Source organism: Lysinibacillus sphaericus (assembly GCF_006864135.1).
GTDB lineage: Bacteria > Bacillota > Bacilli > Bacillales_A > Planococcaceae > Lysinibacillus.
The window spans coordinates 19,061-44,570 of record NZ_SADV01000018.1; the positions used below are offsets into that span (position 1 = coordinate 19,061).

At 38.0% G+C, this 25,510-nt stretch carries 24 protein-coding genes and 1 riboswitch; of the genes, 7 read left to right on the top strand and 17 right to left on the bottom strand.

The annotated features are described in order from the left end of the window. The first annotated feature begins 102 nt into the window (after nt 1-102). The 7 genes from C7Y47_RS17685 to thiW all read left to right on the top strand — a co-directional run bounded on the left by C7Y47_RS17685 (nt 103) and on the right by thiW (nt 6,633). A complete protein-coding gene (locus C7Y47_RS17685; protein WP_132357730.1) occupies nt 103-645 on the top strand; it encodes a helix-turn-helix domain-containing protein in 543 nt (180 codons plus the stop codon). 17 nt (nt 646-662) lie between these two features. Then, on the top strand, nt 663-1,769 hold the full coding sequence (locus C7Y47_RS17690) for an ABC transporter ATP-binding protein (protein ID WP_142509962.1): 1,107 nt from the start codon (nt 663-665) through the stop codon (nt 1,767-1,769). Then, entirely contained in the window at nt 1,759-2,571 is an 813-nt protein-coding gene (locus C7Y47_RS17695; RefSeq protein WP_142509963.1) for an ABC transporter permease, read from the top strand. The genes C7Y47_RS17690 and C7Y47_RS17695 overlap by 11 nt, the downstream gene beginning before the upstream one ends. Then, a complete protein-coding gene (locus tag C7Y47_RS17700; protein WP_142509964.1) occupies nt 2,568-3,365 on the top strand; it encodes an ABC transporter permease in 798 nt (265 codons plus the stop codon). Before C7Y47_RS17695 ends, C7Y47_RS17700 begins: the two co-directional genes overlap by 4 nt. Then, the gene (locus C7Y47_RS17705; RefSeq protein WP_142509965.1) at nt 3,362-4,435 is read left to right on the top strand and encodes an ABC transporter substrate-binding protein; all 1,074 of its coding nucleotides are present in this window, start codon (nt 3,362-3,364) and stop codon (nt 4,433-4,435) included. The genes C7Y47_RS17700 and C7Y47_RS17705 overlap by 4 nt, the downstream gene beginning before the upstream one ends. A 211-nt stretch (nt 4,436-4,646) precedes the next feature. After that, the gene (locus C7Y47_RS17710) at nt 4,647-5,843 is read left to right on the top strand and encodes an MFS transporter (protein WP_142509966.1); all 1,197 of its coding nucleotides are present in this window, start codon (nt 4,647-4,649) and stop codon (nt 5,841-5,843) included. Nucleotides 5,844-5,907: 64 nt separating this feature from the next. Then, nucleotides 5,908-6,015, top strand: a riboswitch (TPP riboswitch). 117 nt (nt 6,016-6,132) lie between these two features. Continuing rightward, complete coding sequence (gene thiW / locus C7Y47_RS17715) at nt 6,133-6,633, top strand: energy coupling factor transporter S component ThiW (RefSeq protein WP_142509967.1); 501 nt, start codon at nt 6,133-6,135, stop codon at nt 6,631-6,633. A gap of 62 nt (nt 6,634-6,695) precedes the next feature. Here the strand turns inward: thiW and C7Y47_RS17720 are convergent, their stop codons facing one another. From C7Y47_RS17720 to C7Y47_RS17805, 17 genes are all read right to left on the bottom strand, one after another. Continuing rightward, on the bottom strand, nt 6,696-7,175 hold the full coding sequence (locus tag C7Y47_RS17720) for an EVE domain-containing protein (protein WP_255505241.1): 480 nt from the start codon (nt 7,173-7,175) through the stop codon (nt 6,696-6,698). Between the two features lie 15 nt (nt 7,176-7,190). Beyond that, complete coding sequence (locus C7Y47_RS17725; RefSeq protein WP_142509968.1) at nt 7,191-7,514, bottom strand: hypothetical protein; 324 nt, start codon at nt 7,512-7,514, stop codon at nt 7,191-7,193. A gap of 227 nt (nt 7,515-7,741) precedes the next feature. Next, nucleotides 7,742-8,164, bottom strand: coding sequence for a MarR family winged helix-turn-helix transcriptional regulator (locus C7Y47_RS17730; protein ID WP_142509969.1), 423 nt, complete (start codon nt 8,162-8,164; stop codon nt 7,742-7,744). A gap of 751 nt (nt 8,165-8,915) precedes the next feature. Continuing rightward, nucleotides 8,916-11,513 carry a VWA domain-containing protein gene (locus C7Y47_RS17740; protein WP_142509971.1) on the bottom strand — a complete coding sequence of 866 codons (2,598 nt, stop codon included), beginning with the start codon at nt 11,511-11,513 and terminating at the stop codon, nt 8,916-8,918. Next, a complete protein-coding gene (locus tag C7Y47_RS17745) occupies nt 11,497-13,242 on the bottom strand; it encodes a vWA domain-containing protein (RefSeq protein ID WP_142509972.1) in 1,746 nt (581 codons plus the stop codon). The genes C7Y47_RS17740 and C7Y47_RS17745 overlap by 17 nt, the downstream gene beginning before the upstream one ends. 11 nt (nt 13,243-13,253) lie before the next feature. Beyond that, on the bottom strand, nt 13,254-14,129 hold the full coding sequence (locus C7Y47_RS17750) for a DUF58 domain-containing protein (RefSeq protein WP_142509973.1): 876 nt from the start codon (nt 14,127-14,129) through the stop codon (nt 13,254-13,256). Beyond that, nucleotides 14,126-15,121 (bottom strand): AAA family ATPase, encoded by a 996-nt coding sequence (locus C7Y47_RS17755; RefSeq protein WP_142509974.1) that lies wholly within the window; start codon nt 15,119-15,121, stop codon nt 14,126-14,128. Before C7Y47_RS17755 ends, C7Y47_RS17750 begins: the two co-directional genes overlap by 4 nt. An 11-nt stretch (nt 15,122-15,132) precedes the next feature. Continuing rightward, nucleotides 15,133-16,593 (bottom strand): hypothetical protein, encoded by a 1,461-nt coding sequence (locus C7Y47_RS17760; RefSeq protein WP_142509975.1) that lies wholly within the window; start codon nt 16,591-16,593, stop codon nt 15,133-15,135. Nucleotides 16,594-16,605: 12 nt separating this feature from the next. Next, on the bottom strand, nt 16,606-17,451 hold the full coding sequence (locus tag C7Y47_RS17765) for an ABC transporter permease (protein WP_132357759.1): 846 nt from the start codon (nt 17,449-17,451) through the stop codon (nt 16,606-16,608). Then, nucleotides 17,448-18,383, bottom strand: a complete 936-nt coding sequence (locus C7Y47_RS17770) for an ABC transporter ATP-binding protein (protein ID WP_142509976.1) — start codon at nt 18,381-18,383, stop codon at nt 17,448-17,450. Before C7Y47_RS17770 ends, C7Y47_RS17765 begins: the two co-directional genes overlap by 4 nt. Continuing rightward, nucleotides 18,383-20,767, bottom strand: coding sequence for a DUF7408 domain-containing protein (locus C7Y47_RS17775; protein WP_142509977.1), 2,385 nt, complete (start codon nt 20,765-20,767; stop codon nt 18,383-18,385). Before C7Y47_RS17775 ends, C7Y47_RS17770 begins: the two co-directional genes overlap by 1 nt. A 486-nt stretch (nt 20,768-21,253) precedes the next feature. Beyond that, nucleotides 21,254-22,147, bottom strand: a complete 894-nt coding sequence (locus C7Y47_RS17780; protein ID WP_132357897.1) for a LysR family transcriptional regulator — start codon at nt 22,145-22,147, stop codon at nt 21,254-21,256. 70 nt (nt 22,148-22,217) lie between these two features. Next, nucleotides 22,218-22,658 carry a cyclic-di-AMP-binding protein CbpB gene (gene cbpB / locus C7Y47_RS17785; RefSeq protein WP_142509978.1) on the bottom strand — a complete coding sequence of 147 codons (441 nt, stop codon included), beginning with the start codon at nt 22,656-22,658 and terminating at the stop codon, nt 22,218-22,220. A 246-nt stretch (nt 22,659-22,904) separates the two neighbouring features. Continuing rightward, nucleotides 22,905-23,144 (bottom strand): hypothetical protein, encoded by a 240-nt coding sequence (locus C7Y47_RS17790; RefSeq protein ID WP_049668244.1) that lies wholly within the window; start codon nt 23,142-23,144, stop codon nt 22,905-22,907. A 206-nt stretch (nt 23,145-23,350) separates the two neighbouring features. Next, a complete protein-coding gene (fadH, locus tag C7Y47_RS17795; RefSeq protein WP_142509979.1) occupies nt 23,351-24,118 on the bottom strand; it encodes a 2,4-dienoyl-CoA reductase in 768 nt (255 codons plus the stop codon). Nucleotides 24,119-24,929: 811 nt separating this feature from the next. Next, nucleotides 24,930-25,139: a hypothetical protein gene (locus tag C7Y47_RS25030; protein ID WP_185903526.1), complete on the bottom strand. Its 210-nt coding sequence runs from the start codon at nt 25,137-25,139 to the stop codon at nt 24,930-24,932. Beyond that, complete coding sequence (locus tag C7Y47_RS17805) at nt 25,132-25,413, bottom strand: HIT family protein (RefSeq protein ID WP_142509980.1); 282 nt, start codon at nt 25,411-25,413, stop codon at nt 25,132-25,134. The genes C7Y47_RS25030 and C7Y47_RS17805 overlap by 8 nt, the downstream gene beginning before the upstream one ends. Nucleotides 25,414-25,510: the final 97 nt, after the last annotated feature.

A 25,510-nucleotide genomic window follows, 5' to 3' on the forward strand; every position in this document is an offset into this window, starting at 1 on the left:
TTATGTATAATTGTAATGGTTTTAGTAAACTAAAAGTTTCGTTAAAGTAAACTTTGTATTTCAAAAGTTTATGATTGCTAAACTTCTTCTAGGAGGGAAAAGATGCAAATTGGAGCAAAAATCAAAGCGCTTCGTTTAAAAAAAGGTCTTACCCAAGAGGAACTTGGAGAACGCACAGATTTAAGTAAAGGGTATATCTCTCAATTAGAACGTGATCTAAATTCACCTTCCATTGAAACTCTTTTTTCATTATTAGAAGTTTTAGGGTCAACACCTAAAGAATTTTTCGATGATGAAGCACCTGAACAAAAGGTTGTATATACAGAAGAAGATCAATCCACTTATACAGACGAAGAAAAAAAATATGAAATTCAGTGGCTCATTCCTACTTCAAATGAAAAAGAAATGGAGCCTATTTTCTTGACACTTGCTGCTGATGGGGAATTCAAACAGTTTGAGCCCTCACTTTCAGAAACATTTATTTTTGTTGTTGAAGGGCGTATTCGTCTCGTTTTAGGAGATGAACAGTACATAGCGAGTAAAGGCAATGCTCTCTATTTTGACGCGACAGATCATCACCAAATTTTTAATGCACATGCTGATGAAACAAAAATTTTACTTGTCGCAACGGATTCATATTTATAGCTTAAGGAGGCGCATCTATGACAACGAATTCGATTATCCGCTTTGAAAATGTTTCAAAGTCCTATAATGACGGCACTGTCGTCTTAAAAAACATTAACTTGGAGCTAGAAAAGGGTAAATTCTATACACTGCTAGGTCCTTCTGGTTGTGGTAAAACAACTATTTTACGTATGATTGCTGGATTCACAGAACCGACTACAGGAGATATCTATTTTCATGATAAAAAAATCAACTCCGTGCCAGCAAATGAACGCCAAGTAAATACTGTTTTTCAGGATTATGCGTTGTTCCCTCATTTAAACGTCTTTGAAAACGTCGCATTTGGACTTCGCATTAAAAAGCTTCCTGAAAGTGAAATTAAAAAACGTGTTGCTGAAGCATTAAAATTTGTTAACTTAGCGGGTTATAGCAATCGTGAAATTTCTGAGATGTCAGGTGGTCAACGTCAACGTGTTGCTATTGCTCGTGCGATTGTAAATGATCCTGAAGTAATCTTACTAGATGAGCCTCTTTCTGCTTTAGATTTAAAACTGCGAACAGAAATGCAGTATGAGCTACGAGAGTTACAACAACGCCTCGGGAAAACATTTGTATTTGTCACACACGATCAAGAAGAAGCACTTGCCATGAGTGATGAAATATTTGTTTTAAGTGAAGGTGAAATTCAACAATCTGGTACACCAGTAGATATTTATGATGAGCCAATTAACCGCTTCGTTGCCGATTTTATTGGTGAATCAAATATTGTACCTGGCGTGATGATTGAAGATTTCAAAGTTGAATTTGCTAGTAAAGTTTTTGAATGTGTTGACCAAGGTATGAGACCAAACGAAAAAATTGATATTGTCATTCGACCAGAGGATTTAGAAATGACAACAATCGATAAAGGCAAACTTGTCGTAAAAGTTGATACTCAATTGTTCCGCGGGGTCCATTATGAATTATCCACTTACGACAAAGATGGAAATGAATGGCTCGTGCATTCATTGAAAAAAGCTGAAGTAGGGACAGAAATTGGCTTAGACTTCGATCCAGAAGCAATTCATGTAATGCGCTTAAATGAAACAGAAGAAGAATTCGATAAACGTTTAGAGGCGTACGGGGACGACGAAGATGCAAACTAAGACTTCGAAATCAGCTTTATTTCCTTATGTTTTATGGATTGCACTTTTTGTTATCATGCCGATTGCACTCGTTGTTTACTATTCCCTACTAGATATACATGGCAATTTCACGCTCGATAACTATAAAGCATTCTTTACTTCTGTCTATTTAAAAATGACATTAAGTTCATTCTGGTATGCGTTTTTAATTACGTTCTTTACGTTACTTGTTTCGTATCCAACAGCCTATTTTTTAACGAAGACGAAACATAAACAGCTTTGGCTTTTACTAATTATTATTCCTTCTTGGATTAATCTTTTGTTAAAAACATATGCCTTTATCGGGATTTTCGGCTTGTACGGCCCAATAAATGCATTTATCGAAGTACTTGGTTTTGATCCAAAGCAAATGCTATTCACTGACCTTAGCTTTGTGTTCGTATCCGTTTATATTTTTATTCCATTTATGATTTTACCGATTTTCAACTCATTGGATCGTTTAAATCCGGCTCTTGTTTATGCCGCACGTGATTTAGGGGCATCGGCCTTTACTACGTTCCGTCGCGTTATATTGCCGTTAACAATGGACGGTGTTAAATCAGGTATTCAAGTTGTATTTATTCCTGCATTATCACTCTTCATGATCACTCGTTTAATTGCAGGAAACCGTGTCATTACACTTGGTACAGCTATTGAACAACAATTCCTTGTGACTCAAAACTGGGGAATGGGTTCAACAATTGCTGTGTTCTTAATTTTATTCATGGTCATCGTTATGTTAATTACAGGACAGAAAAAGGATAAAGGAGGTCGCGTACGATGAAAAAACTATCTGCTACAGCAAGAGTGTATTTAGCGATTGTTTTTATCGTTTTGTATGCACCTATCTTCTATTTAGTCTTCTATTCGTTCAATAGTGGCGGATCGATGAATAATTTTGAGTCCTTTACGTTAGAACATTATAAAGCGGTCTTTGAGGATTCACGTTTACTCGTCATTCTAATTAATACAGTGATCGTGGCATTACTCTCTGCATTGATTTCGACAATCATTGGGACACTAGGAGCAATTGGCATTGTCACTGTTAAAGATTCAAAAATGCGCAACACACTACTTTCTTTAAACAATGTGTTAATTGTGAGCCCGGATGTCATTATTGGAGCAAGCTTTTTAATTTTATTCACAATGGTTGGTATTAAATTAGGTTTTTCTTCTGTGTTAATAGCACATGTAGCGTTCAGTGTCCCAATTGTTGTACTAATGGTTTTACCGAAACTATTAGAAATGAATAAATCATTAATCGATGCTGCATTAGATTTAGGGGCAACGAAAAAAGATGTCATGATGCGTGTTATTTTACCGTATATTCAACCTGGTATTTTTGCAGGGTTCTTCCTTGCCTTAACATATTCTTTAGATGATTTTGCGGTAACGTTTTTCGTGACAGGTAACGGCTTTAGTACTTTATCTGTTGAAATTTATTCGATGGCACGTGCAGGTATTTCCTTAACAGTTAACGCTATTTCAGGGTTAGTATTCTTTGTAACAGTTATCGTCGTAGTTGGCTATTACTTCATTACAAGCCGCGCTAGTAAAAGAACGGGGGGAACTCAATGAAGCAATTAATTCAAGCAACAATCGCAATCCTTGTCGTTTCCGCCCTATTATTCTATACTGCTGACGCCCTAAGTGCCGGTGGTGGAAAAAGTGGTAAAGATACATTAACCATCTTTAACTGGGGAGAATATATTGACCCGGATTTGCTGAAGCAATTTGAAAAAGAAACAGGCATTCACGTCATCTATGAAACGTTTGATTCCAATGAAGCGATGATGACAAAAATTCAACAAGGTGGTACAGCTTACGATATCGCCGTACCTTCTGAATATATGATTGAAAAAATGAAGGAAGAAAACTTACTTATTCCTTTAGATAAAACGAAAATCCCTAATTTAAAAAATATTGATCCTTATTTTTTAGATTTACCATTTGATAAGAACAATAAATACTCTGTCCCATATTTCTGGGGAACAGTCGGCATTGTCTATAATCCAAAGCTCGTTGGAAATTTAGACTTCTCATCTTGGAAGGACTTATGGGATCCTTCATTAAAGCGTAAAGTCTTTTTAGTAGACGGTGCACGTGAGGTGATTGGTATGGGCTTAAACAGTCTTGGCTACTCTCTCAACTCTTTAGATAACCAGGAGCTACGTAAAGCTACTGATAAACTAATCACATTGGCGCCAAATGTTAAAGCCATTATCGGGGATGAAATTACACCGCTGATGGTTAATAATGAAGCCGCTGTGGCACTCACTTGGTCTGGTCAAGCAGCAGATATGTTGTCAGAAAATGAAGATTTGGACTTCGCTGTACCAAAAGAAGGCTCAAACTTATGGTTTGACAATATGGTTATCCCAAAAACATCAAAAAATATTGATGGCGCACATGCTTTCATTAATTTTATGTTGAAAGCTGAATCGGGTGCTAAAAACGCTGATTATGTAGGCTATTCTACTCCTAATATTGCAGCGATGAAGTTAATGGATAAAGAAGTTGTATCTGATAAGCGCTTCTATCCTTCTGAAGAACAACGTAAAACATTAGAAGTTTATAAAAACTTAGGTCCTGATTACTTAGGCAAATACAATGAGCTGTTCTTAGAATTTAAAATGAGTATTCGATAAACTATTTTACCCATTCAAAGCTGTTCTCACGTTACAAACGTTGAGAACAGCTTTTTTTCTTTTATCTGGAAGTAAGCTTCTGTGGAAAAACTAGCCGGCCGTATTTGAGAATCCGCATATCTTTCTAGTAAATCTCAGACTTATAGTCAATAGCAAACGTATAAGTCTTATGGTAGACTGTAGTATATTTGATTAAAGGAAGGGGTATTCGATGACCCAGCAGAAGTCTAATAAGGCGGCTTTGTATATTTTAATGTTTAATATGTTTATCGCAATGGGGAGTATCGGAATTATTATTCCTGTCATGCCTGAGTATTTAAAATTGTTTGGTGCCGCAGGACAAGTACTTGGCATGTTGATTGCAACGTTCGCCTTCGCACAATTCATATTTTCTCCAATTGCTGGGAATCTCTCCGATCAATATGGTCGTAAAAATCTCATTATTTTCGGTCTTATCGTAACAGGACTTGCACAAATTTGTTTCGGGCTTTCTACAGATGTGTGGATGCTCTTCCTGGCACGCTTTTTTGGTGGCCTTGGTTCCGCATTTGTGGCACCTCCTATAATGGCTTTTGTGGCAGACGTCACAACGTATGAGGAACGAGGAAAAGGTATGGGGATGATAGGGGCAGCAATGTCCTTTGGTTTTATGATCGGACCAGGTATCGGTGGATTCCTCTCAAAAGTTAGTTTGCATTTTCCATTTTATACCGCTGGGTTTGCAGCTATCTTAGCAGCTATTTTATCGTTCTTTTTATTGCCTGCTACAAAACCGAATGCAGCGAAAAAAGCGCAGAAGCAGGATAATCTTGCAAAGCAGATGGCCCGTTCAGTCCGAATGCCTTATTTTGTCATGCTAATTATCATGCTTGTATTCTCTTTCGGGATTGCTAACTTCCAAACAACATTATCATTATTTGTTACAGATAAGTTTAATTACACACCTACTGATATCGCCATTATATTAGTTATGGGTGGCGCTTTTGGTGTTGTTGTACAGATGTTTGTTATTACACCGCTGTTTAATCGCTTCGGCGAAATGAAAGTAGTGTTAGTCAATTTATTTATTGCATCCGTTTCGATTTTCTTAATATTATTCGCATCTGGATTTGCACTTATTTTGATTGTAGCGACCATCTTCTCTACAGCTACGACATTGATTCGTCCAGCTGTCAACACACTGATTTCAAAACTTGCTGAAAATGAACAAGGCTTTGCAGCTGGTCTGAACAATGCGTATATGAGTCTTGGTAATATGATTGGTCCAGCTCTAGCAGGTATATTATTCGATTGGAATATGAACAGTCCTTATATATTCGGGGCTATTATTTTAATGGCTTGCTTCTTCCTTGCCCTTATTTGGACAATGAAAAAAGCGCCACACCTTATGCATCCTGATACAAAATAGTCTGAAAAGTTATTGACTATTTTTAATAGTATGCTACATTATTAGGAGAAAAAATTAATTAAATTCTTACCACTAGGGGAGTCTTTAAAAGGCTGAGACGTATATGGTCATATACGGACCCTTTGAACCTGATCTAGTTCACACTAGCGGAGGGAAGTGTCGACACTTGCTTTTTTATTTGTAGATGCAAGGCCGCTTCCTGTTGTTTTTAGGAAGCGGCTTTTTGACGCTTTAGCGGCGATTCTCTCTGTTTTTGCGGCGGTATTAACATTTCAAAGGAGTGGAAATTATGTCAATTCGAAAATTAACAATCATGGCCATATTAGTAGCAATTGCCGTAGCTGGTTCTACCTTCGTTTCAATACCAACGGGAATTGCTCGTGCCTACCCTGTCCAGCATGCCATTAATGTAATCAGTGCTATCATTCTTGGACCAGTGCCTACTGTTATGGTCGCCTTTGTCACAGCTATTATTCGTATTTTAACAGGCACAGGCTCATTACTAGCTATACCTGGCAGTGTTATTGGCGCTCTATGTGCAGCTCTTGCCTATAAATACAGCGGCAAGCAATGGCTTGCAGGTGTCGGTGAAATGTTTGGGACAGGTATCATTGCCTCACTTATCGCAGTACCTTACGCACATTTATTAATGGGGACATCCGTTGCTGCTTTATTTTTCATGCCAGCCTTTTTAACCTCAAGTACTATTGGTGCTGTCTTAGGTATAGTCGTTGCTAGGTATTTGCGTAAGACAGTATTTGTAACTAACCTAAACACACTGCTTAAATAATATTTAATAACGTTACTTTCTTAATGACAATTAAGAAAGTAACGTTTTTTGGCCAATCAAAGTCACCCATACTTCAATGGTAATCCCATTTCATGAGCAATTAATAAAAAGTCCTTTTTGCTTATTTCAAAATGACCAAATCTAAATTTATAGCCATATTTCGATTTGTCTTCTACAAATTCTAAGTAATCTAAGATCCTTTTTATTGGCACAGCTTTTGCATCTTTATAAAAGTCTATATCTCTTCTAAAAGGAATAAAACTTTCTGACATTTGGAACTCGTATATTCGCTCGTCCTTTATTCTTCCTATTGCGGTAAATGCTCTCACAAGCTCATTACTATCTAGACTTTTTTTAGGAGAATAGTAAATAATCCAATCTCCTTTTACCATTCGTTTCAAAGGTCTTTCTTTACCATGACATAACTGACCGAATCCTCCCTCAACCCCTTTTTGCACATGATTAAGAGATACCACGCCAATCCAATATTTCATGTCCCTTTCAGGCGTAGGAAGAGGATTTTTATTAGGATATAATGACATAGTTTCCGTCCCCTTTTATTTTGGAATCATTGCTAACGATTTTATTTTTTCACTTTCTAGAATTAACCTTTCTTCTAAAATCACTGGCTTTGGCAAACCATCCCAAGTAGTTGAAACTGTAGCAATACATTCTGTATCATCACCTTCAATATTCTGGATAGTTAATTTAAAGCCTTTCGGCATAGGCGACGTGTAAAAGTTTTGTATTTCTTTTCTTCTTTTAAAAATTTCACCTTTAAAATTTTTTAATTCTCCATGATCCGCATACATTTCAGATAAATCCTGACCCTCTACTTGCGCTCTTTTCAAATACTCCTTCATAACCTCTACTGCTTTCATATGTCATCACTCTTTCTTTTTTATTGATATGGTTATCAATTATGCCTCGGCATAATTGCGTCCGGATTCGGCTTTATGCTTAGGCCTGCGTGATGCAGGTCAGTTAGCCGTTATCGCATGGATGCGATGATTTTAGGCTAACATCCTAAGTGGACTCCTTTCCGAATCCGTGACATCCGCCGGAGGTTTAACTCCTTTCAGCAGATTGCTAAAAAAGGAGTTAAACCCTATTGACGATTTTCATATACTTTTTTCAATATGCTTTTCAACAGTTCTTTTTCTTCCAACGAAAGTACGTTTAACACTTCATTCTCAGAAATCGAAAGGGTCTTCAATAACTCTTCCGCCAAATTCCCCCCCTGTTCCGTAAGACATATTAAATTCTCTCTTCTATTTTCTGGATTTTTCTCCCTATAAACATAATTTCTTTCTTCTAAACCATCGATAAAAAAGCGGACACTATTTTTATCCAACTTTAAAATCTGCCCTATTTGAATTTGACTAAGTTTTTTTTCTTTTACAGCAATCATGATCCCGACTTCTCTAGATTTCATTTGATATTTTTCACTAATATATTTCTCGAGATTTTCCTCTAAAGCCTCACCTAATTTAAAACTTAGAAAACCAAAAGAATTCATTATATTGGTCATTTCAGATCCTCCAAATTAATAGTACTAAAAAATGATAGTAATATTTTATTACTATATATTCATTATTACATTTATGTTTATTATTTACAAATAAAATTTTACTTATCATAAAAAAGATCTCTCGTTTCACAAAAGAAATCTAAAATTAACTCATCATCATAACGTGTGGTTGATTTCCGTTCCTACTGAGCGCTTTGTTGCTGTCGCTTCGCTTTCGCACAGAAAAAAACATTTGTTGCTGTCGCTTCGCTTTCGCACAGAAAAAAACATTTGTTGCTGTCGCTTCGCTTTCGCACAGAAAAAACCATTTGTTGCTGTCGCTTCGCTTTCGCACAGAAAAAANNCATTTGTTGCTGTCGCTTCGCTTTCGCACAGAAAAAACCATTTGTTGCTGTCGCTTCGCTTTCGCACAGAAAAAAACATTTGTTGCTGTCGCTTCGCTTTCGCACAGAAAAAACCATTTGTTGCTGTCGCTTCGCTTTCGCACAGAAAAAACCATTTGTTGCTGTCGCACAGAGCAAAGCTTCCCGGCGGCGTCCGTTGAGCCACTTCGTTTCACTGAGCAGGGTCTCATCTGTGACGCTGTGATCTTTGCCCAAGTAGTCGCCCAGTCTTCACTCCAATCAACTAATTATTCATGGTATATGCTTTAACAAATGTCACACTAAGCTTTTGATGATAAGTCCAAAATAGAATGACAAAAAAAACGATGGCTCATTACTATAAAGCAATGAACCATCGTTTTAACTTACTAAGATCGTTTTTTCATACCCTTTAATAGCTGGGCAACATTTGTGTCATCTTCCTGTATCTGTGTTCTCTCTACAGGCTGTTCTTTTTTCTTCGGCCTAGTTAAGAAGCGCCAACCAAAGCGTCGGATGGTAATATCAATAAAGAATAGCAACATCCCTGCTAATAAAAGCCATGTCGCAATATTTTGACGTTCTGCACCTTTTTTAGTAAATTCACGGAATACTTCGCTCGGTTCCTTCAAAACAGAGCCGCCTGTTTGCTTTGTTAGTGCTTCGATTAACTTATCATTCACTGGGCGTAATTCATACTCTGCACTATAAGGTACACTTAAGCCTGCCTGGTAAATGGTCTGATCTTCATCGGCAATGCGGAAGAATATGAGTCCTGGTTCTGCTTGTATGACTGCTCGAACTTGTGATGCTGAAATTGTTTCAAGTTGTGTATCAAGTTCTTCACCCGCTTCATTGACAGCAACAATATCTAAGAACGCCGCTTCATTTGTTGGATCAGTGATGACAAATGAGCCGTCTGATTCTAGACGTACATCATAGGCAACATCATTATAACTTGGTAGCATTTTTGAAATAAGCGTTTGCCAAAAAGCGCCCCAATTTTGCCATCTTGCCCAGTCCCCTGTCCATTTTCCTGTCGAATCAGAAGTAAAGGCAAATGTTTTGCCAAGGCCATATTGCCATTCTGCTAGTACTGGATCCTCTTTCTCACTTTCTGCAATAACAGTAGCTCCCTGCTTTGCTGTTGTACCAATATAAGCATTCATTTTAGGTACACCATTTACAAATAACGTATTCCAGCCAGCCGCATTAAATATAGTTGGATAGAATGGGTTATCCTCAATATATGTGCGTGAAATCATGGCAGTTTCACGAGATAAAATGGAGGGGATCGTTTGCTCATCAATAACATCGTAGAAGCGCCCACTGCCCAACTCACTGAGTGCTTCAAGTAAGTTGGCATCAGCATCCTGACCAATTGCAACCGTTGAGAGGGTTACGCCATTCTCTTTTCCTTGTGCAATTAAGTCCTCATAGTTACCTGGCTGAGACTGACCATCCGTTAATAGAATAATATGCTTACGCTGTAGCTTTAAATCAGCTAGATTTTCATAAGCTTTAGCTAGTGATCCATATATTTCGGTACCGCCCCCTGGCGTTACAGATAAAATCGTATCCAACGCATCTTCCTTATTGCCAAGTGGTCCTGTCTCAATAATTTCCCAAGGTCGATCATCAAAGGCTATAAACCCGAGCGTATCCTCATCTCGTAGCATTTCAACTGAACGAGCGGCCGCTTCTTTTGCAAGCTCTAGCTTTGCTCCAGACATACTTCCCGAGCGGTCAAGTACGATAACTAGCCCTAATGATGGCAATTGCTCCTTACCTTTAATCTCCATTTCAACAGGTAGTAAAGTTTCAATTGGTGTTTTAAAATAGCCACCTAAACCAAAGCTATTTTCGCCACCGACCATTGTAAAACCGACACCGAAATTTTTCACTGCTTGCTCAATGACATTCATTTTTGCCTCGCCTACTAAATGCCCTGGCACATTATCAAAAATAATGGCATTGTATTGTAAATAACTAGAAAGTTCATTTGGTAGACTTTTAGCATTTACAACATCATAGGCAATTGATTGTTTGCCTAGCGCCGCTGCAATTGGTGATGCCGTTTCATAGCCATTAACAATTAGTAAATGTGGCTCACTTTGCACCATCGTGACGCTTGTTAATTTATTATTTTCAAAAATTGCATCCTGCTCAACTTGTACGAGTGCCTCATATTTTACAAGCCCTTCAGCTGTTGCTGAATGTTTAAACGTAAATACATTCGAACCTTCTGTAAGTTCCACTGCTTCACGGTGAATAAGCTTATCGTTTTCGTATAGTAATAGCTCACCTTGTTCTGCTACAGTTGCATTTATTTCAGCGACTAACTGCTGCTGCTCACCTACATAAGCAACTTGTGGTGTAACAAAGCTTTTCATGGATACATCCTTCGCAATAGGTTGGTTAAACGACATTACATCAACGCTAATATTTGACCCTTTAAACTTCGATGCAAATTCTAAGGCATCCCCTTTTGTTTCATTGCCATCCGTTAAGAGCACAAGTCGTGTCGCTTTTTTCGGATCTACAATACCTGAAGCGAGCTGTAGACTCTGTTCAATATTTGTTTGATCTGTTGCTTTTATAGCTGTAAACTTCGGCACTTCCTTTAAAAACTTCGATAAAATGGCTTCCGTTTGTAACGTCGATGAAAAAGAATAAATCCCTGCAAGCTGTTCATCTTTTTTCGACTGTAAACTTTCCGCTATAAAATTGGACATCTCATCATCTGTACCATTCATTGAAGCAGAACGGTCCACTAAAAATAATACTTGTTCTTCCTTTACGGGCAATAAAATATAGGGTCCTGCAAGTGCAAAAACCAAACAGCATATAGCCACAATACGAATACCTAGTACGACGATATGGCTTTTTTTTAGTCGCTGACGTTCACGCCAATAGGTCCATCCAAAATACATAAGCAATGGAAGTAAAAGCAACAATGCTAATGGCATATCAATTCGTAAATCCACGACGTCGTTGCACCTCCCACTCTAAAACAAATAATACTAAGATGATAAGGATAAGCCAAGGAACGAACGATGTTTTCGATATTTCTTCCTTACCATTGTCTGGAAGCTCTCCAAGTGTATAGCTTGTCCCTTTTTCAATCACACGCTCTTGTGCTTGAAGCTGTACGATGAAGCGCTTTTCTTCATCATTTGAGCGAGCTGTATAAATTCCTGGCTTCATAGGTGCTGTTAATAGACCATTCGTAATAGACGATAAAAACTCATCTTCCTGCGAATATACACTCCATTCACCTTGCGTTAAAGCAACTGCACGTTGCTCATTTGGTGTAAAAATACCAAGTGAACCAATCGATGCTGAAAGCTCCTGTTCAGCACTCCATAAAAATAATGGGAATGAAGGATGCAACGGCCAATCTGTATCTGCAATATCAGCTAATACAACAATATCTCCTTCAGGTGAACGCTGAATAAATGGCTGATCTCCAACTGATGCAATCGTTTTATAGTTGTCGAATCCAGGATATACGGTACTAACGTAAATATCTTTTAGCTCACTAAATGCAAACAATGCATGACTTGTTGTACTGATTTCCCCTGTAGCTTCAACCTTCTCAACATCATCCCGTCCAAATAATACAATTGACTTGTCCACCTTATCGAGTAGCGCCGTCTGATTTGTCACAATAGTGGCATCCAAATTGTCAGCCACTTGTGAAGATGGAACAATTTTCACGCTACTATTAATCGTTTGTAAACCTTTTTGAATGAGTTGATGCATACTTTGATCGACAACTACTTTTGAAGTAGCTGTTTGTAGCAATACAGGCTGTGAATTATCAACAGCATAATCGTCCTTAACATCTATCTTGGCAGTCATAGTATCTTCAAATGGAAGGTCTTTGAATGTTTTTGTTATAGCTTCATTTGGAGGTAATACAACACTCTCCGCAACTATTTTCTTACCTTTAACATTTTCTATCGATAGTGTAACATTTTGCTCTTGGTCCGTATCATTTTGTAACTGTACAAGCGCCATAGCAGATTGTCCATCTGTAGTAGCAGCAAAACGTGTCATTGCGATATTTGTTAAATCTTTTGCAGATCCTTTTACGATCCACTTCACCGTATCTTTTTCCATCGGTAATTGCTTTTTATCGAGCGAATCTGTAAAGACATAAATAGATGTTGGTGTATTACCGACAAAAGCCTGTGCCACATCTAAAGCTTTATTCATTTGTGCTGTTTCATATGTTACTTGTAACTCTTGAATAGCTTTTTCAATATCTTTAATCTTTGTTTCCTGCTGTAATATAGCTTTTGGCGTATTGCCTGTTGTAATGAGTGTCACAGGTCTTCCGTCAAGTTCATTAACCAATGACAGCATTTCTTTTTTATGTGTATCAAATGTTGACTGCTCTTTCCCTGCTAACATCGTTGCAGACGTGTCTACTATGAAAATCGTCTGCGCACCAACAATTGTTGACTTTTTAACATATGGATTCATTAATGCTAGTACGAGTAAAAGAAGCGCAAGTAGTTGCAAATAAAGCAGTGCGTTTTTTTGTAAGTGTTTTAAGTATGGTGACACACGGGTTTCTTGCATAATTTCCGACCAGAAAAGTGTGGAGGATACAGTTTGATCGGTATATTTTTTTCGAAAGAAATAATATAGAAGGACAATGACCGGGATGATGGCCGTCCAGCTAAAAAGTATTTGACTAAAGCCCAATACGGCTCACCTCACCTAATCCAATGTGCTTTTAATAATTGTTGGAAGATGGCATGCTGCAATCCATCCTCTACTTTAAGCTGTAATTGTCGAACACCGAAGCGCCGACAAATTGCTTCAAATTCCTCTTCATGTAAAAAACGTCTTGCCCTATATGTGTCCAGAACTTTAGAAGACATCGTAACATTTACATCTCTACCCGTTTCACGATCAAGTAAGCGTACGTCGCCCGTATACTCCGGTGCTATTTCTTCTTGCGTAACTATTTGCAAAATACGGACATCCCCCGCAAAGCGTGGTAGCCTTTTTAAAAGTTGCTCCCATTCATCGATTGGCTCAAGTCCGTCTGTCACAATAAATAGTACGGTACTATCTTTAGGCAATGCTTTGAAAGCGCCCTGTGCGAAGCTATTTGTATAAGTTGCTTGCTCAAGCTCTGTGACCACCTGTAAAAAGGCGCGACGATACATGGCACCTTTTCGACGAAACGGTGGCCTCACTTCATCCTGCAGGAAAGAAAAAGATAAGCGATCATCGCGACCGAGCACCATTAGACCAAGTGAGGCAACAATTTGCCGGGCAAAAGTCCATTTTGCTTGATCGCCCATAGATTTAGTTGTATCTAGCAAAATGTGTACGCGCATTTCTTGTTCATCTAAAAAACGTTTAATGAAGTATTTATCAGTTCTCGCAAAGACGTTCCAATCCACTTGACGTACATCATCACCTAAATGATATTCACGAAAATCTGAAAAATCGAGCGATGCCCCGAAGCGCTGCGAACGGTGCGAGCCCTTGTGCTGCCCACGTAATTTGGAGGCCGTTGCCACTTGGAAGCGACTGATTTTCGCTAACCAATCTTCGGGCAATAATAATTTTTGTGTCACCTGCTAACACCTTGTTGTACTTTTTCTAAAATGACATCAATCACATCGTCTGCTGTTTTACCTGAAGCCTCCCCTTCATAATTCAACAGCATTCGATGACGTAACACTGGCTTAGCTACAGATTTAATATCCGCCACAGACACGTGGAAACGCCCATTCATAAGCGCTCTTGCCTTTGCTAATTTGATCAAACTTTGTAAACCTCGAGGGCCGCTACCATACATGGCATATTGCTTGACCTCATCAATGGCGTCCACTCTCTCAGGATGAGTAGCCACAACAAGGTCCGTCGCAAATTCGAGCATTTCATCAGCAACGAGTACTTCCTTAACCATTTGCTGCGCTTCAATCAGTGCTTCTGTATCCATGATCTTTTGTAAACCAATTTCCTTAGCGCCTGTTGTACGCTTCATAATTTCCATTAGCTCACTTTTCTCAGGATACGACACAAGAATTTTACATAGGAAACGGTCCATTTGTGCTTCTGGTAACGGGTATGTCCCCTCCATCTCAATCGGGTTTTGTGTTGCTAATACGAAGAATGGTCTTGCCATCTTCTTTGTATCTCCTAAAATTGTTACAGTTTTTTCACCCATTGCTTCAAGCAGTGCACTTTGTGTTTTTGGTGTTGCTCGGTTAATCTCATCCGCTAATACCATTTGGCTAAAAATCGGACCAGGCTGGAACGTAAACTGCTGCTTGCCATCAACTGTGCGCTCAATCATGCTTGTCCCTGTAATATCCGCTGGCATTAAATCTGGTGTAAATTGAATTCGTGAAAATGATAAATCTAGTACTTCAGAAATTGTACGAATTAACATCGTTTTCCCTAAACCCGGTAGGCCCTCTAATAATGCATGTCCGTCAGCAAGGACTGCGTATAATGTATAATCAATGGCTTCCTCTTGGCCAACGATAAAGCGATGAATTTCTTCCTTTACTTGTTGTAATTTCTTACTCATTTCAACATATTGTTGCTCTGTAAATGCCATACCTTTTCCTCCTACTTAGACTCAATTGACGTGAAATAAGATTGCACGACATTTTGTAAATCTTTCGGTAATTGTAAACGCTCTGAGCTTTCTAAATAGCTATCTTTATAGGAACCTATAACTTCCTCATACGGTCGGATAGAACCTTTAGTAATCGGGCCATTTCCTTGTTGTTCTGAAACATGTGATCCCTCTCCTAATGCTCCACCATCAACTGAAGTCTGACTAGAGCCACCAATTCTTGGTGTCGTTAATAAATCGCGGCCGCCCTGTCCTGTGCCAGCACCTTGACCTGAACGATTGCCCCGACCTTGTCCTTGACCCTGTCCTTGACCTTGTCCTTGTCCTTGTCCTTGTCCTTGTCCTTGTCCGTTCCCTTGTACCTGACCCTGACCTTGTCCCTGACCTTGTTGATTGCTTTGATTCGATCCTTGCTTCTGACCTTTACCACTAGCCTGTTGGGATCCATTTTGAGAATTAGTTTGGCCTTGTTGTCCTGTTTTACCTTGCTGATTGTTCGGCTGTGAATTCCCTGATGAATTTTGATTTGGATTATTATTGTTTTGCTGATTGTTGTTGGCACTATTGGCACTCGCAATAGCATTTTGTAGCGTATTGCTTGCAGGTTTCCCAAGCTTGCTCATAGCTGTCTGAGTAGCATTTGCATTTTGCGTTAGCTCCTGCTGCATTTGGGCAAGCTCCTTCAATTGCTCCACTTCTTCCTTCGATAAACCTTTGTCGTCAGAAGCGCCCTCCTTACTAGCTGTTTGCTTATCCTTTAATTGTTGCTCCTTTAAAGCAAGCTCCTTTTGCTTTTTCACGACTTCCCGTAATGCCTCTTCTGCTGTTTCTGTCTTTTTTAACGTATTTTGCAATTCTTTTAATTGCTCTTTCACTTCTTTTGTTTCTGCTTTTTTTTCTAATTTAGTAACTTCCTTCTTTACGTCTTCAATGACAGCTTTTTCTTTTTCCTCCTCAATTGCTTCAATTTGTGAAGCTGCTGGGAACATATAAAGAATGGCCAGTACGACAGCTGTTCCAAATAAACCAATCAATGCTTTTGGACGAATCAAATTTTTCTTTCGAGTCTTAAAATCAGCAAACGCCCTTTCAACGTTCTCGATTGCTTTCGTTAGTAGAGATTGAACGAGTGGGTCCTTATCGTCCTCGAACGATAAGGCTGTCACAAGCTCATTGTGAGTAAAATAATCATCCAGTGTATGCAATGCTTCCTTTTCTTTTATACGCTTCCACCACATAAACAGCACTGTTGCTAGTATGACAGCGATAAAGATAGCAAGAGCTGTTTGGCGATAATACGGCCAAACAAAGAGCCGTGAAACAAGGAATAGGGCAGCACTCGAAAGCAATGCCAAAAACAAGCCGTTCTGTGCAATTGGAATGCTTCTTTCTACTGTTAAACTCGTCTTTGCACGTTGAATATATTTTCGTAATTGCTTACGACGCTCCATAAGGTTTCCTCCTTATCGATTACTTTTCATATTGGCACGTAATTTTCTAATGGCAATTGTTAAACAAACAACAATGATCAAAGAATAAGCTATTAAATAACTAATCCATACAGGTAATTTCACGCCCGAAACTTGCACTAAAGCATCGCCCATGGATGATGAAGTAAGTGTAAGCATTAATGCACCTGGGTTAATAGCAGCCCAGAAGTAAGCCATATAAGAAGTACCAGTACCTGTGGTATTCCCCATTTGGTGGAAGGCCATCGATAAGAAGAAGAAAAACGCTGTAATACCACCTAAAAAAATGATCGAACCGTACGTAGAAATCATCGCAACAATTGTCCGCTTTGTAATGGTTGAAAACATAACACCAATACTACCAATGGCTACAACTGTTAATAAATAAAATAAAAATATCGAGATTAATTGAGACGGTGATACGCCTCCAAATAAAAATACTAAACTATACAATGGTAACCCTGCGATAAGCATTAATACTAAAAATGCTACCGAGGATAATAATTTTCCAATGATGATTTGGGTAGAGCTTTGTGTCGTTGTTAGTAAAATATTTAATGTTTGCTTTTCCCTTTCGCTACTAATTGCACCGGCAGTTAAACTCGGTGTAATGAAAAGAACAAGAGCCATCTGTAATATTGTTAAGACTGCGAACATCATAAAGCTTGTGTCTGGTCTAAAGAAACCCTTGCCTGTGAACCCAGTTGTTATAAGCAAAAATCCTACGATAAAAATACAAATAACCGCTAAATAAAACATTAAACCTGAAAAGCTTTTAAAAGAACGGAAGCGTAACTTCAATTCTTTTACGAATACCGGATTATAAAATCGTTCCATCATTGATTGTCCGCTCCCTTCGTAATCGCCATAAAGACATCCTCTAAATCTTTTTCTTCTTCGCTTAATGCATAAATAGGTAAATTCGCAAGTATTGCCTTTTTCAATAGTGCTACCTGATCGTCATCTGTTCCTCGGTAATTAAAGGCTATCTCTAAGCGATTATCCATTACATCTATAGAAGAGATCAGTGGATCCTCCTCCAAAAACGCACGTACCTCGTTTAAACGATCCGTTACTTTTACTACGATACGCTTCTCCCCCTGTAGCTGTGCTTGAATGGAAGCTACATTGCCATGAGCGATAAGCTTACCATTATCAATTACACCGATTTCATCACACATTTCTGCAAGCTCAGGCAAAATATGTGAGGAGATTAAAATCGTTTTTCCCATAGCTTTTAAATTCCGTAAAATATCTCGCATTTCTACTCGAGCACGTGGATCCAAGCCTGAAGCAGGTTCATCTAAAATTAATACTTTAGGATCATGGATAAGGGCACGTGCTAAACATAGACGCTGCTTCATCCCACGTGACAATAAATCAACATATTCATGACGTTTATTCGTTAAATTCACGAGCTCTAGTAGCTGTGGAATAAGTACTTTTCGTTCAGCTGCCCCAATGCCGTAGCTGGCACCGTAAAAGTCTAAGTATTCGTCTACTTTTAGTTGATCATAGACGCCAAAGAAATCTGGCATATAACCAATTTGTTTTCGAACTTCCTTCGGTTCCTTAATAACGCTTTTACCATTAATAATGGCGTCACCTGAAGTTGGAGATAGCAAAGTTGCTAAAATCGAGAATGTAGTCGATTTACCTGCCCCATTGGCACCTACAAAACCAAAGACAACCCCTTCCTCCAAAGATAGATTCAAATGATCTAGTGCTGTAAAGGAGCCGTATCTTTTCGTTAAATCACGAATTTCAATCATTATTTCGCTACTCCCTTCAGCTCTACATCTGGTAATTTTGTTTCCTCACCTGTTTGATCCGGTCCGAATCTAATCTCAATCAGCAATTCATCATTATCATTGAAGTATTTTTTTATATTACCTGTAAACACCTGTTTCGCATCTACTAATGGCTCATAATTTTTCGTTTCGTTATTCCAAATCGATAGCTGCATGCGATCAATATCCTTATTTGAAACTGTCAATTCGTTTAATGTTTGAACTGAATTCATAAACTTATCTGGCATCGCGATGGATACTTCATAGGAACCATCAGATAAGCGCCAAGTATTTAACTGTTCATCAACTTTTTCAGCATACGAATTAGGAGATAGTTGGTTTACTGAATACGTAAAGTTGTTACGTTTCATCGTAAATGGACCTGATAACTCTACTTTTCCTTCAAATGGCTGAACAAAATAGGAAATCGGAGACATATTGGCACTTGTTTCTAGCTCAACCCCAGCAATTGCTTGGTCTGCCCAGGCTGTAATGACAGGTTTTTTATCATCTTCTACAAGCGGTAATACCATAGATTTCATACCCTCGATACGTGAAGGATTCACTTCTTCCTTCTTCGCTGGATAATTATTGAAATTGTAACTAGTAAAATTAGATGGTTTTTGAAGAACCGTTGCTTTTAGCTCTGTGTCGACTTTAAGTGTACCGTTCGCTTCTATGTCGCCAAGTTTAATTTCTTTAATGCCAGAAATTAACGTAACATCCTTTAGGGCAAACGGGAAATTGTTCTTAATTGTCCCAGTTAACTTTTCATTATTTAACGTAATATCGATATCCATCTTCCCAAGATTATGTGCCGTTGACTTCCCTGCAAACGATTGCACAGACCAATAGCTTAAATCACGTAGTGTTAACGTTGAACCATTGGCATTTTCCTTAATATAGGATAATTCATGTAAATCCTCCCTTACCACTACGAAATTATTAGAATTTCGTAGCGCGACTGCACTTGTATTCTTATCTGCATTAACAACAAAATCACCACTACGATTTGTTAAAATGGACTCTACATAATAACCACTTACACTACTATCTTCATTTATTTTATAAAATGCAGATTGTTGAATTTGCGGTTGCCCAATTCGATCTTTTGCACCAAAAATAAATAGCGCAATAGATAACACAATTGATATCGCAGGAATGATCCACCATGCATGCTCACGTTTGTCTATTTTCTTTAAAATGAAATATAAAATAGGTCCAATTATTAAAATATATAAAATAATAACTATTAGCATATAGCTAACAGATACTTCAAACGAAGGGAATAATTCATTTATGTTACGCAGATCAAATGCAATTTGATCCATTGGTGACTGTCCATTTGCTATCACCGCTTGTTGTGATATCTTTTGAATATTTATCAATTTTGCCACTAATGCTGGGTAGCCATCCATAGATGCAAGTGGTTGGTCCCCTAAAGAAAAGGCTGTTTGAATAATTTCCCCACTGCCAACTTTTTTCTTAGACGCTAAAATCTTATTGTTATCTGTTAATACAGGAATACTTCCTTTATTTTCAGTTGCCCCATATATAGAAATAGGCTGTGTAAAAGTTCCTCCACCTGATAATTTTGATAGGCTATCTGCAGAAACAGATGTCATTTGCTCGGATAATGCCAGTGGTAAATAATCTTTGAAAATACCTACTGTTGCATTTAGCTGATCAGCAGCTCCTACTATTAATGTTCCACCAGTCTGTACCCAATTTAGTAAAGACTCTTGTTGCTTTTGTGATAAATCAGCAATAGCAATTTCATCGATGACGACAACATTCGCCATCGCAAATCCTTGTGGATCCTCTGGCAGTGTATAGTCCTTGATTTGCTTTAAATTAAAAACTTCAACATTATTTTGAGGAGCTAATTTGGATAACCTCAAAAATGCTGATAAACGATCGCTCTTATCCGTTAATGTATAAATAAAAACTGATGAAGGATCTAAAAAGTTACCTTGTAGCTGTTTTGTTCCTTTATATGCAACCTTTTTTCCTTTTTCAATGCCTCCTTCATAAAATGCAAACACATCTGCATTCCAGGAATCGATACCTTCTAGATATATATCAAATGTTTTTTCTTCTCCCGCAGCTATATCTATTGGAAGCACTTTAGCAGACGCAACTTGATAGGAATTGGCAGTATTAAGTACCATGTCTCCAGAAAAATCTGTACCATTATTTTTTACTGTTATTTGCAGTGGCACAACTGATTGGTATTTTGCTTTACCTGCAATCCCTGCCTTAGCCTGCACGTCCAATGTAGCCGCTGCACTCGCCTGCTTCACAGGTAGAATAAAGCTAATAAGCATGAATAACAGTATAAATGCCGTAATATTCGTTTTTTTCAAAAACTCAACCCCTTTTATGTAAATTGTTGGCTACATAATTATACGATTTAAATTGAATTTTGTTCCAATTCTTACGACATCTTCATGAATATTCATAAACTCTTAAGAATTAACTAATTACCAAAGTTATGCATGTAAGTGGAGTGCAGTCTAAAAAAAAGGATTCACACACAGTTTTGTGTATGAATCCTTTTTTACCATTGGAAGGTGGATGTCGGTAAAATTTAAAAGTTGGGTGATCAAACGTGAAAGTTGGGCGATAAAACGTGGAAGTTTATTGATAAAATTAAAAGGTTGGGCGATAATTCTTGAAAATGTTCCGATAAAATTTAAAAGTTGGGTGACATTATGTTAAAACGGATGACACGATAGTTAATTGGAGCGAGCCGCGTGAGTGAATTGGCTCATCAGACTCGTCCAGGAATTTTTATCGACATTGTTAAAAAAAGCAGCCCCAAGTGAATCGCTTGAGACTGCCTTGATATATTATTTTTTTTTCGTATAATCAAACAAACATCGCGCATGGTCTTGCACTACTTCTACAAAAGCCTCTACTTGCCGTAATTCAAATGAAGATTCATAGCCAATTAACCAAGTATCACGCGTTATACCAAATTCTTTTTCATTATTCGTTAACGCTATTTTATTAATACCATCATGATCATTTAAAGTAATGGAAGGTAAAATAGCATAACCAATGCCGTTCAATGCCATTTGCTTACAAATTTCAATCTGATCAACTAAAATTTGTTTTCTTGGATTTGAAGCGAAATGCTGTTGCCACCATTGTTGAATTTCCTGATAGTAATTGGAATCACTTTTATATTGAATAAAAGGTCGGTCTGTCGTCAAGACATCTTCTATAGTTTTTAGCTCTTGATCTACTAAATAAAGGGTGTCACGAAATAGGTGAATTTTTTCCCCTTTCCAATCAACCTGCCCGCGCACAATCCCTATATGAGCCTCACCTTCATAAAGCGCTTTTACTATTTCAGAACTCCAGCCAGTCATAAGAGAGATTTTTGCATCAGGATATTTCGATACAAAATCCTTTAATATTATCGGAAGCCAGTTTTGGCCGACAATCGATGCACAGGCGATTTTCAATGTCCCGTTTACTTTCGTCGTTAATGATTGGATTGTTTCAAATATCTCTTCTTTTTTGCTGAGCATTTCAGTTGCATAGGCAATAATAAGCTCTCCAGCAGGTGTCGCCGTAAGTCCTTTTTGCGAACGAATAAATAACTGCGCACCCCAGTCCTTTTCAATAGTCTGCAACCGTTGTGAAAGTGCTGGTTGAGATAAAAATAAACGTTCTGCTGCTTTACGCATATTACGTTCCTCTGCTAGTACTTTTAAAATTTCAGCCTCCGTTGCCATCAATCAGTAAACCTCCGATACAAGCAAAGAGGGGGCCTCATGATTTTCATCTGAGTCCCCTCTTAAACTACTACTCTTTTTGATAAATATATTTTTTCAATTGCTTTAATATAACACGTCTCGTTAAAATTCCCGCAAATGTTCCTTCTTCGTCTACAACACATAAAAAGGCGTGATTAATAACTAAGTCGAGCGCTCGCTGAAAAGTATCCGTCAACTTTAATACAGCGATATCTTTCTCCATTATTGTATCCACTTTAATATCGGGTAGCTTTTCATATTCAATATGTTCTAGTCCAAGAATGGATTCAGTAATCATTTTCATACTTAGTAAACCTTGAAGTCGATATTTCAAATCTAAAACAGGTATTGATGAATACCCTGTACGTGTAAGTACTAGGAGTGCATGTTCCGCACTATTTCCAATTTGTACATGCGCAACCTTTTCAGATGAAATAATAAAATCACTAATTGGCATTGCTAATAAGTCTTTGCTGTTAGTTGAAATCATGAACTTCTTCTCCTTTTCTGTTCTCGCTTTGCAGAACAGGATGCTTCCCTTTTATCATATCATAACTATTCCTTTTATGACCACGACAAGGCCGAGAAGAGTTTTTATAAAGCAACGAATTATTTTAGCATTTTGAACAAAACTAAGTATCGAAAGTGCATATATACGAGGGTATTTGAGGGCAATGGAGAAATATCTTCATTCAGCCTCATTTATGCATATGAACTGAATGAAGATATTATTTACTTAATAGCCAGCCTTACTCCAGTAATAAAAAATCATTATTCCTAAAAAGAGTAAAAAAATGATGTATACCCAAACAACTGGGTTGAGCATAGTCGCATACTCTTCAACGGTTTCAGAAATCGGCGTATCGTTTTCTGATTTCCGTTGAGACGTCATTTTAGCAATTTTTAGCGTCGACACAAGCGAAATAGCAGAAATAATCGTAATGGCAATAAGAGCCGGTATTAACCACATACCCATTCGGCAAAACTCCTTTCTTTACCCTTAGTATGCGTCAACTCGGCTCTCCATTATGCAAAGTTTTTGTTATCAATTAGCCTCCCATAATTGCCGCTGCCGCTTCGCTTTCGCGCAGAAAACATTTGCCGCTGCCGCTTCGCTTTCGCGCAGAAAACATTTGCCGTTGTCTCTTTGCTTTCGCTACAGAAAACAATTGCTGAAAGAAGTTAGAATGGATACTGATTAAGCCATTGCCCACCATCAAGTGTCACACATTCACCGTTCATATAGCTTGCTTTATTAGACATTATAAATGTAGCTAAATCTGCAATTTCTTCAGGAGTACCTATCCGGCCTAATGGAACAGAGTCTAGCGTACGAGCAGCCGCAGCCTCTGATTCCCAAAGCTTTTCCGCACCACCTGTACGCTCAATTGGACCAGGAGCAATTGCATTTACTCGAATGCCATATTGTTTTCCCCATTCAACAGCTAACGTTCGAGTTAATGACAATACACCTGCTTTAGCTGCCGCAGAATGAATAACACCAGCACCTGCATTCCATGCATATGTTGCAACCATATTAAGAATAGATCCCTTAATATTATTTTGAATCCAGTACTTACCGACTGCCGAAGAACAAAAGAATGTCCCATTTAAAACAATATCAATAACAGTCTTCCAACCATTTGGTGATAAATCCTCTGCATGCACTATAAAATTACCAGCCGCATTATTCACAAGCCCATCAACTTGTCCAAACTTTTCAACAGCAAATGCTAGCATTGCCTCTGCATGCTCCGGTACTCGAACATCCATTTGGAACGTTTCAATCGCTTTTCCGGCCTCTAAAATAAAGGCTTTCGCCTCTGCTAATCGCTCCTCGTTACGACCTGTAATGACAACATTTGCCCCTTCAGCAACAAATTTCTTTGCCATGTAAAGCCCCATGCCATTTGATCCACCCGTTATAATAATTGTTTTCCCCTGCAACATACGATTTCCCCCTTTTAAAAAATGAATGGTGATTCATATAAATATTACTATATTTTCTCGTATATGTCATATTAATTCTGTAAAACAATAGGGGCAGTCCTGTTAGCAGAGATTCTTAAGTTGTGGGAGTATTTTACTGGCGCTCTATTTTCGCTTCTCTTTCGCAGTTTTTCCATACCGCGCGGGGATCTGCTTCTCTTTCGCGAGTATTTCTCTGGCGCGCGCGGGTAGTAAGAACTCGCTTCTTGATTACTTGCTCTAGTGGCTTCCTTAGCAACATTAACTTTCCAAAAAACGATAGTGGTGCTATCTCTGACACCATTTTTTTGATATTCTTTAACATTGACCAAATGCACTCTTGATCCTCAGCGTTGAAGAAAGAATTATAAATGTTAATAGGGTTTGAATATGGTTCATGGGGCATTCTAGTAAGCCATCTGTGGTTAGAAAAAGGCGATTATCTCCTTTTCTTAATTCTTTAATTCCAACATTGTAGCAAGGGACGTCCTGTTCAAAAGTATTGACTTGTCCTATCCATTCGTAAAATTGCCTTTGATTTAATTGAAACTGACCTAATGCTGCCAATTCTTAATGAAATAAAAAAAGAACACAGTCTCCAACTGAAAACCACCATACATATTTATCTTTTCTTACAACAATTAAACAGCAGTTTCTCCATTAATATTCCTGCAAACAGATAAGAACTCTTCTGCTTGAAATATAGTTAAAATCTTCAAGTCTTTTGAAGGTTCGATGGTTTGTTGGAAATGTTTAATTTCATCTTTATAATAAAAAAATGGCTTGATAATGATTATGTATTATGAGCATCTAGTAAAATGGAAAATTCCCAATCTTGCTTTTCATCGAGCCATACTAAACAACCATCTTCGTTTTTATATTGGCCTGCATCGGAGTTACCATATCGCCCAACAATAACATGGTTAATTTGATAAAGACTTGGGTGATCTATGAAGTTGTCTTGGCTACCTATCCAACTAAAATCTTCTATAGAATCACTCATATGCATTACGCTCCACATATGCTCTAATACGTGTACAAAGTTTAACAACTTCGCTATTGTCACCCATCGGAGCATCTTCCCAATCATATACATCATTTGGTCCCCAAAACTGTTTAGGGGTGTTAGGATATCGGGGAACTAAATGCATATGCAAATGTGGTACTGAATTTCCTGAAGCTAATGAATAAATATGTTCTGTCTTTTCACACTCCATTATTGCCTTACTGACTCTAGCCATAATAACACCAAATGCTTTTGCTTCTTCTAGAGTCATATCTCCGAGAGTAGGGACTATTACAAATAAAACATTTCTCCATTAACCCCCACTCCTCTGTTCAAATTTTCAAAATAACATAATCAATAAAAAAAGT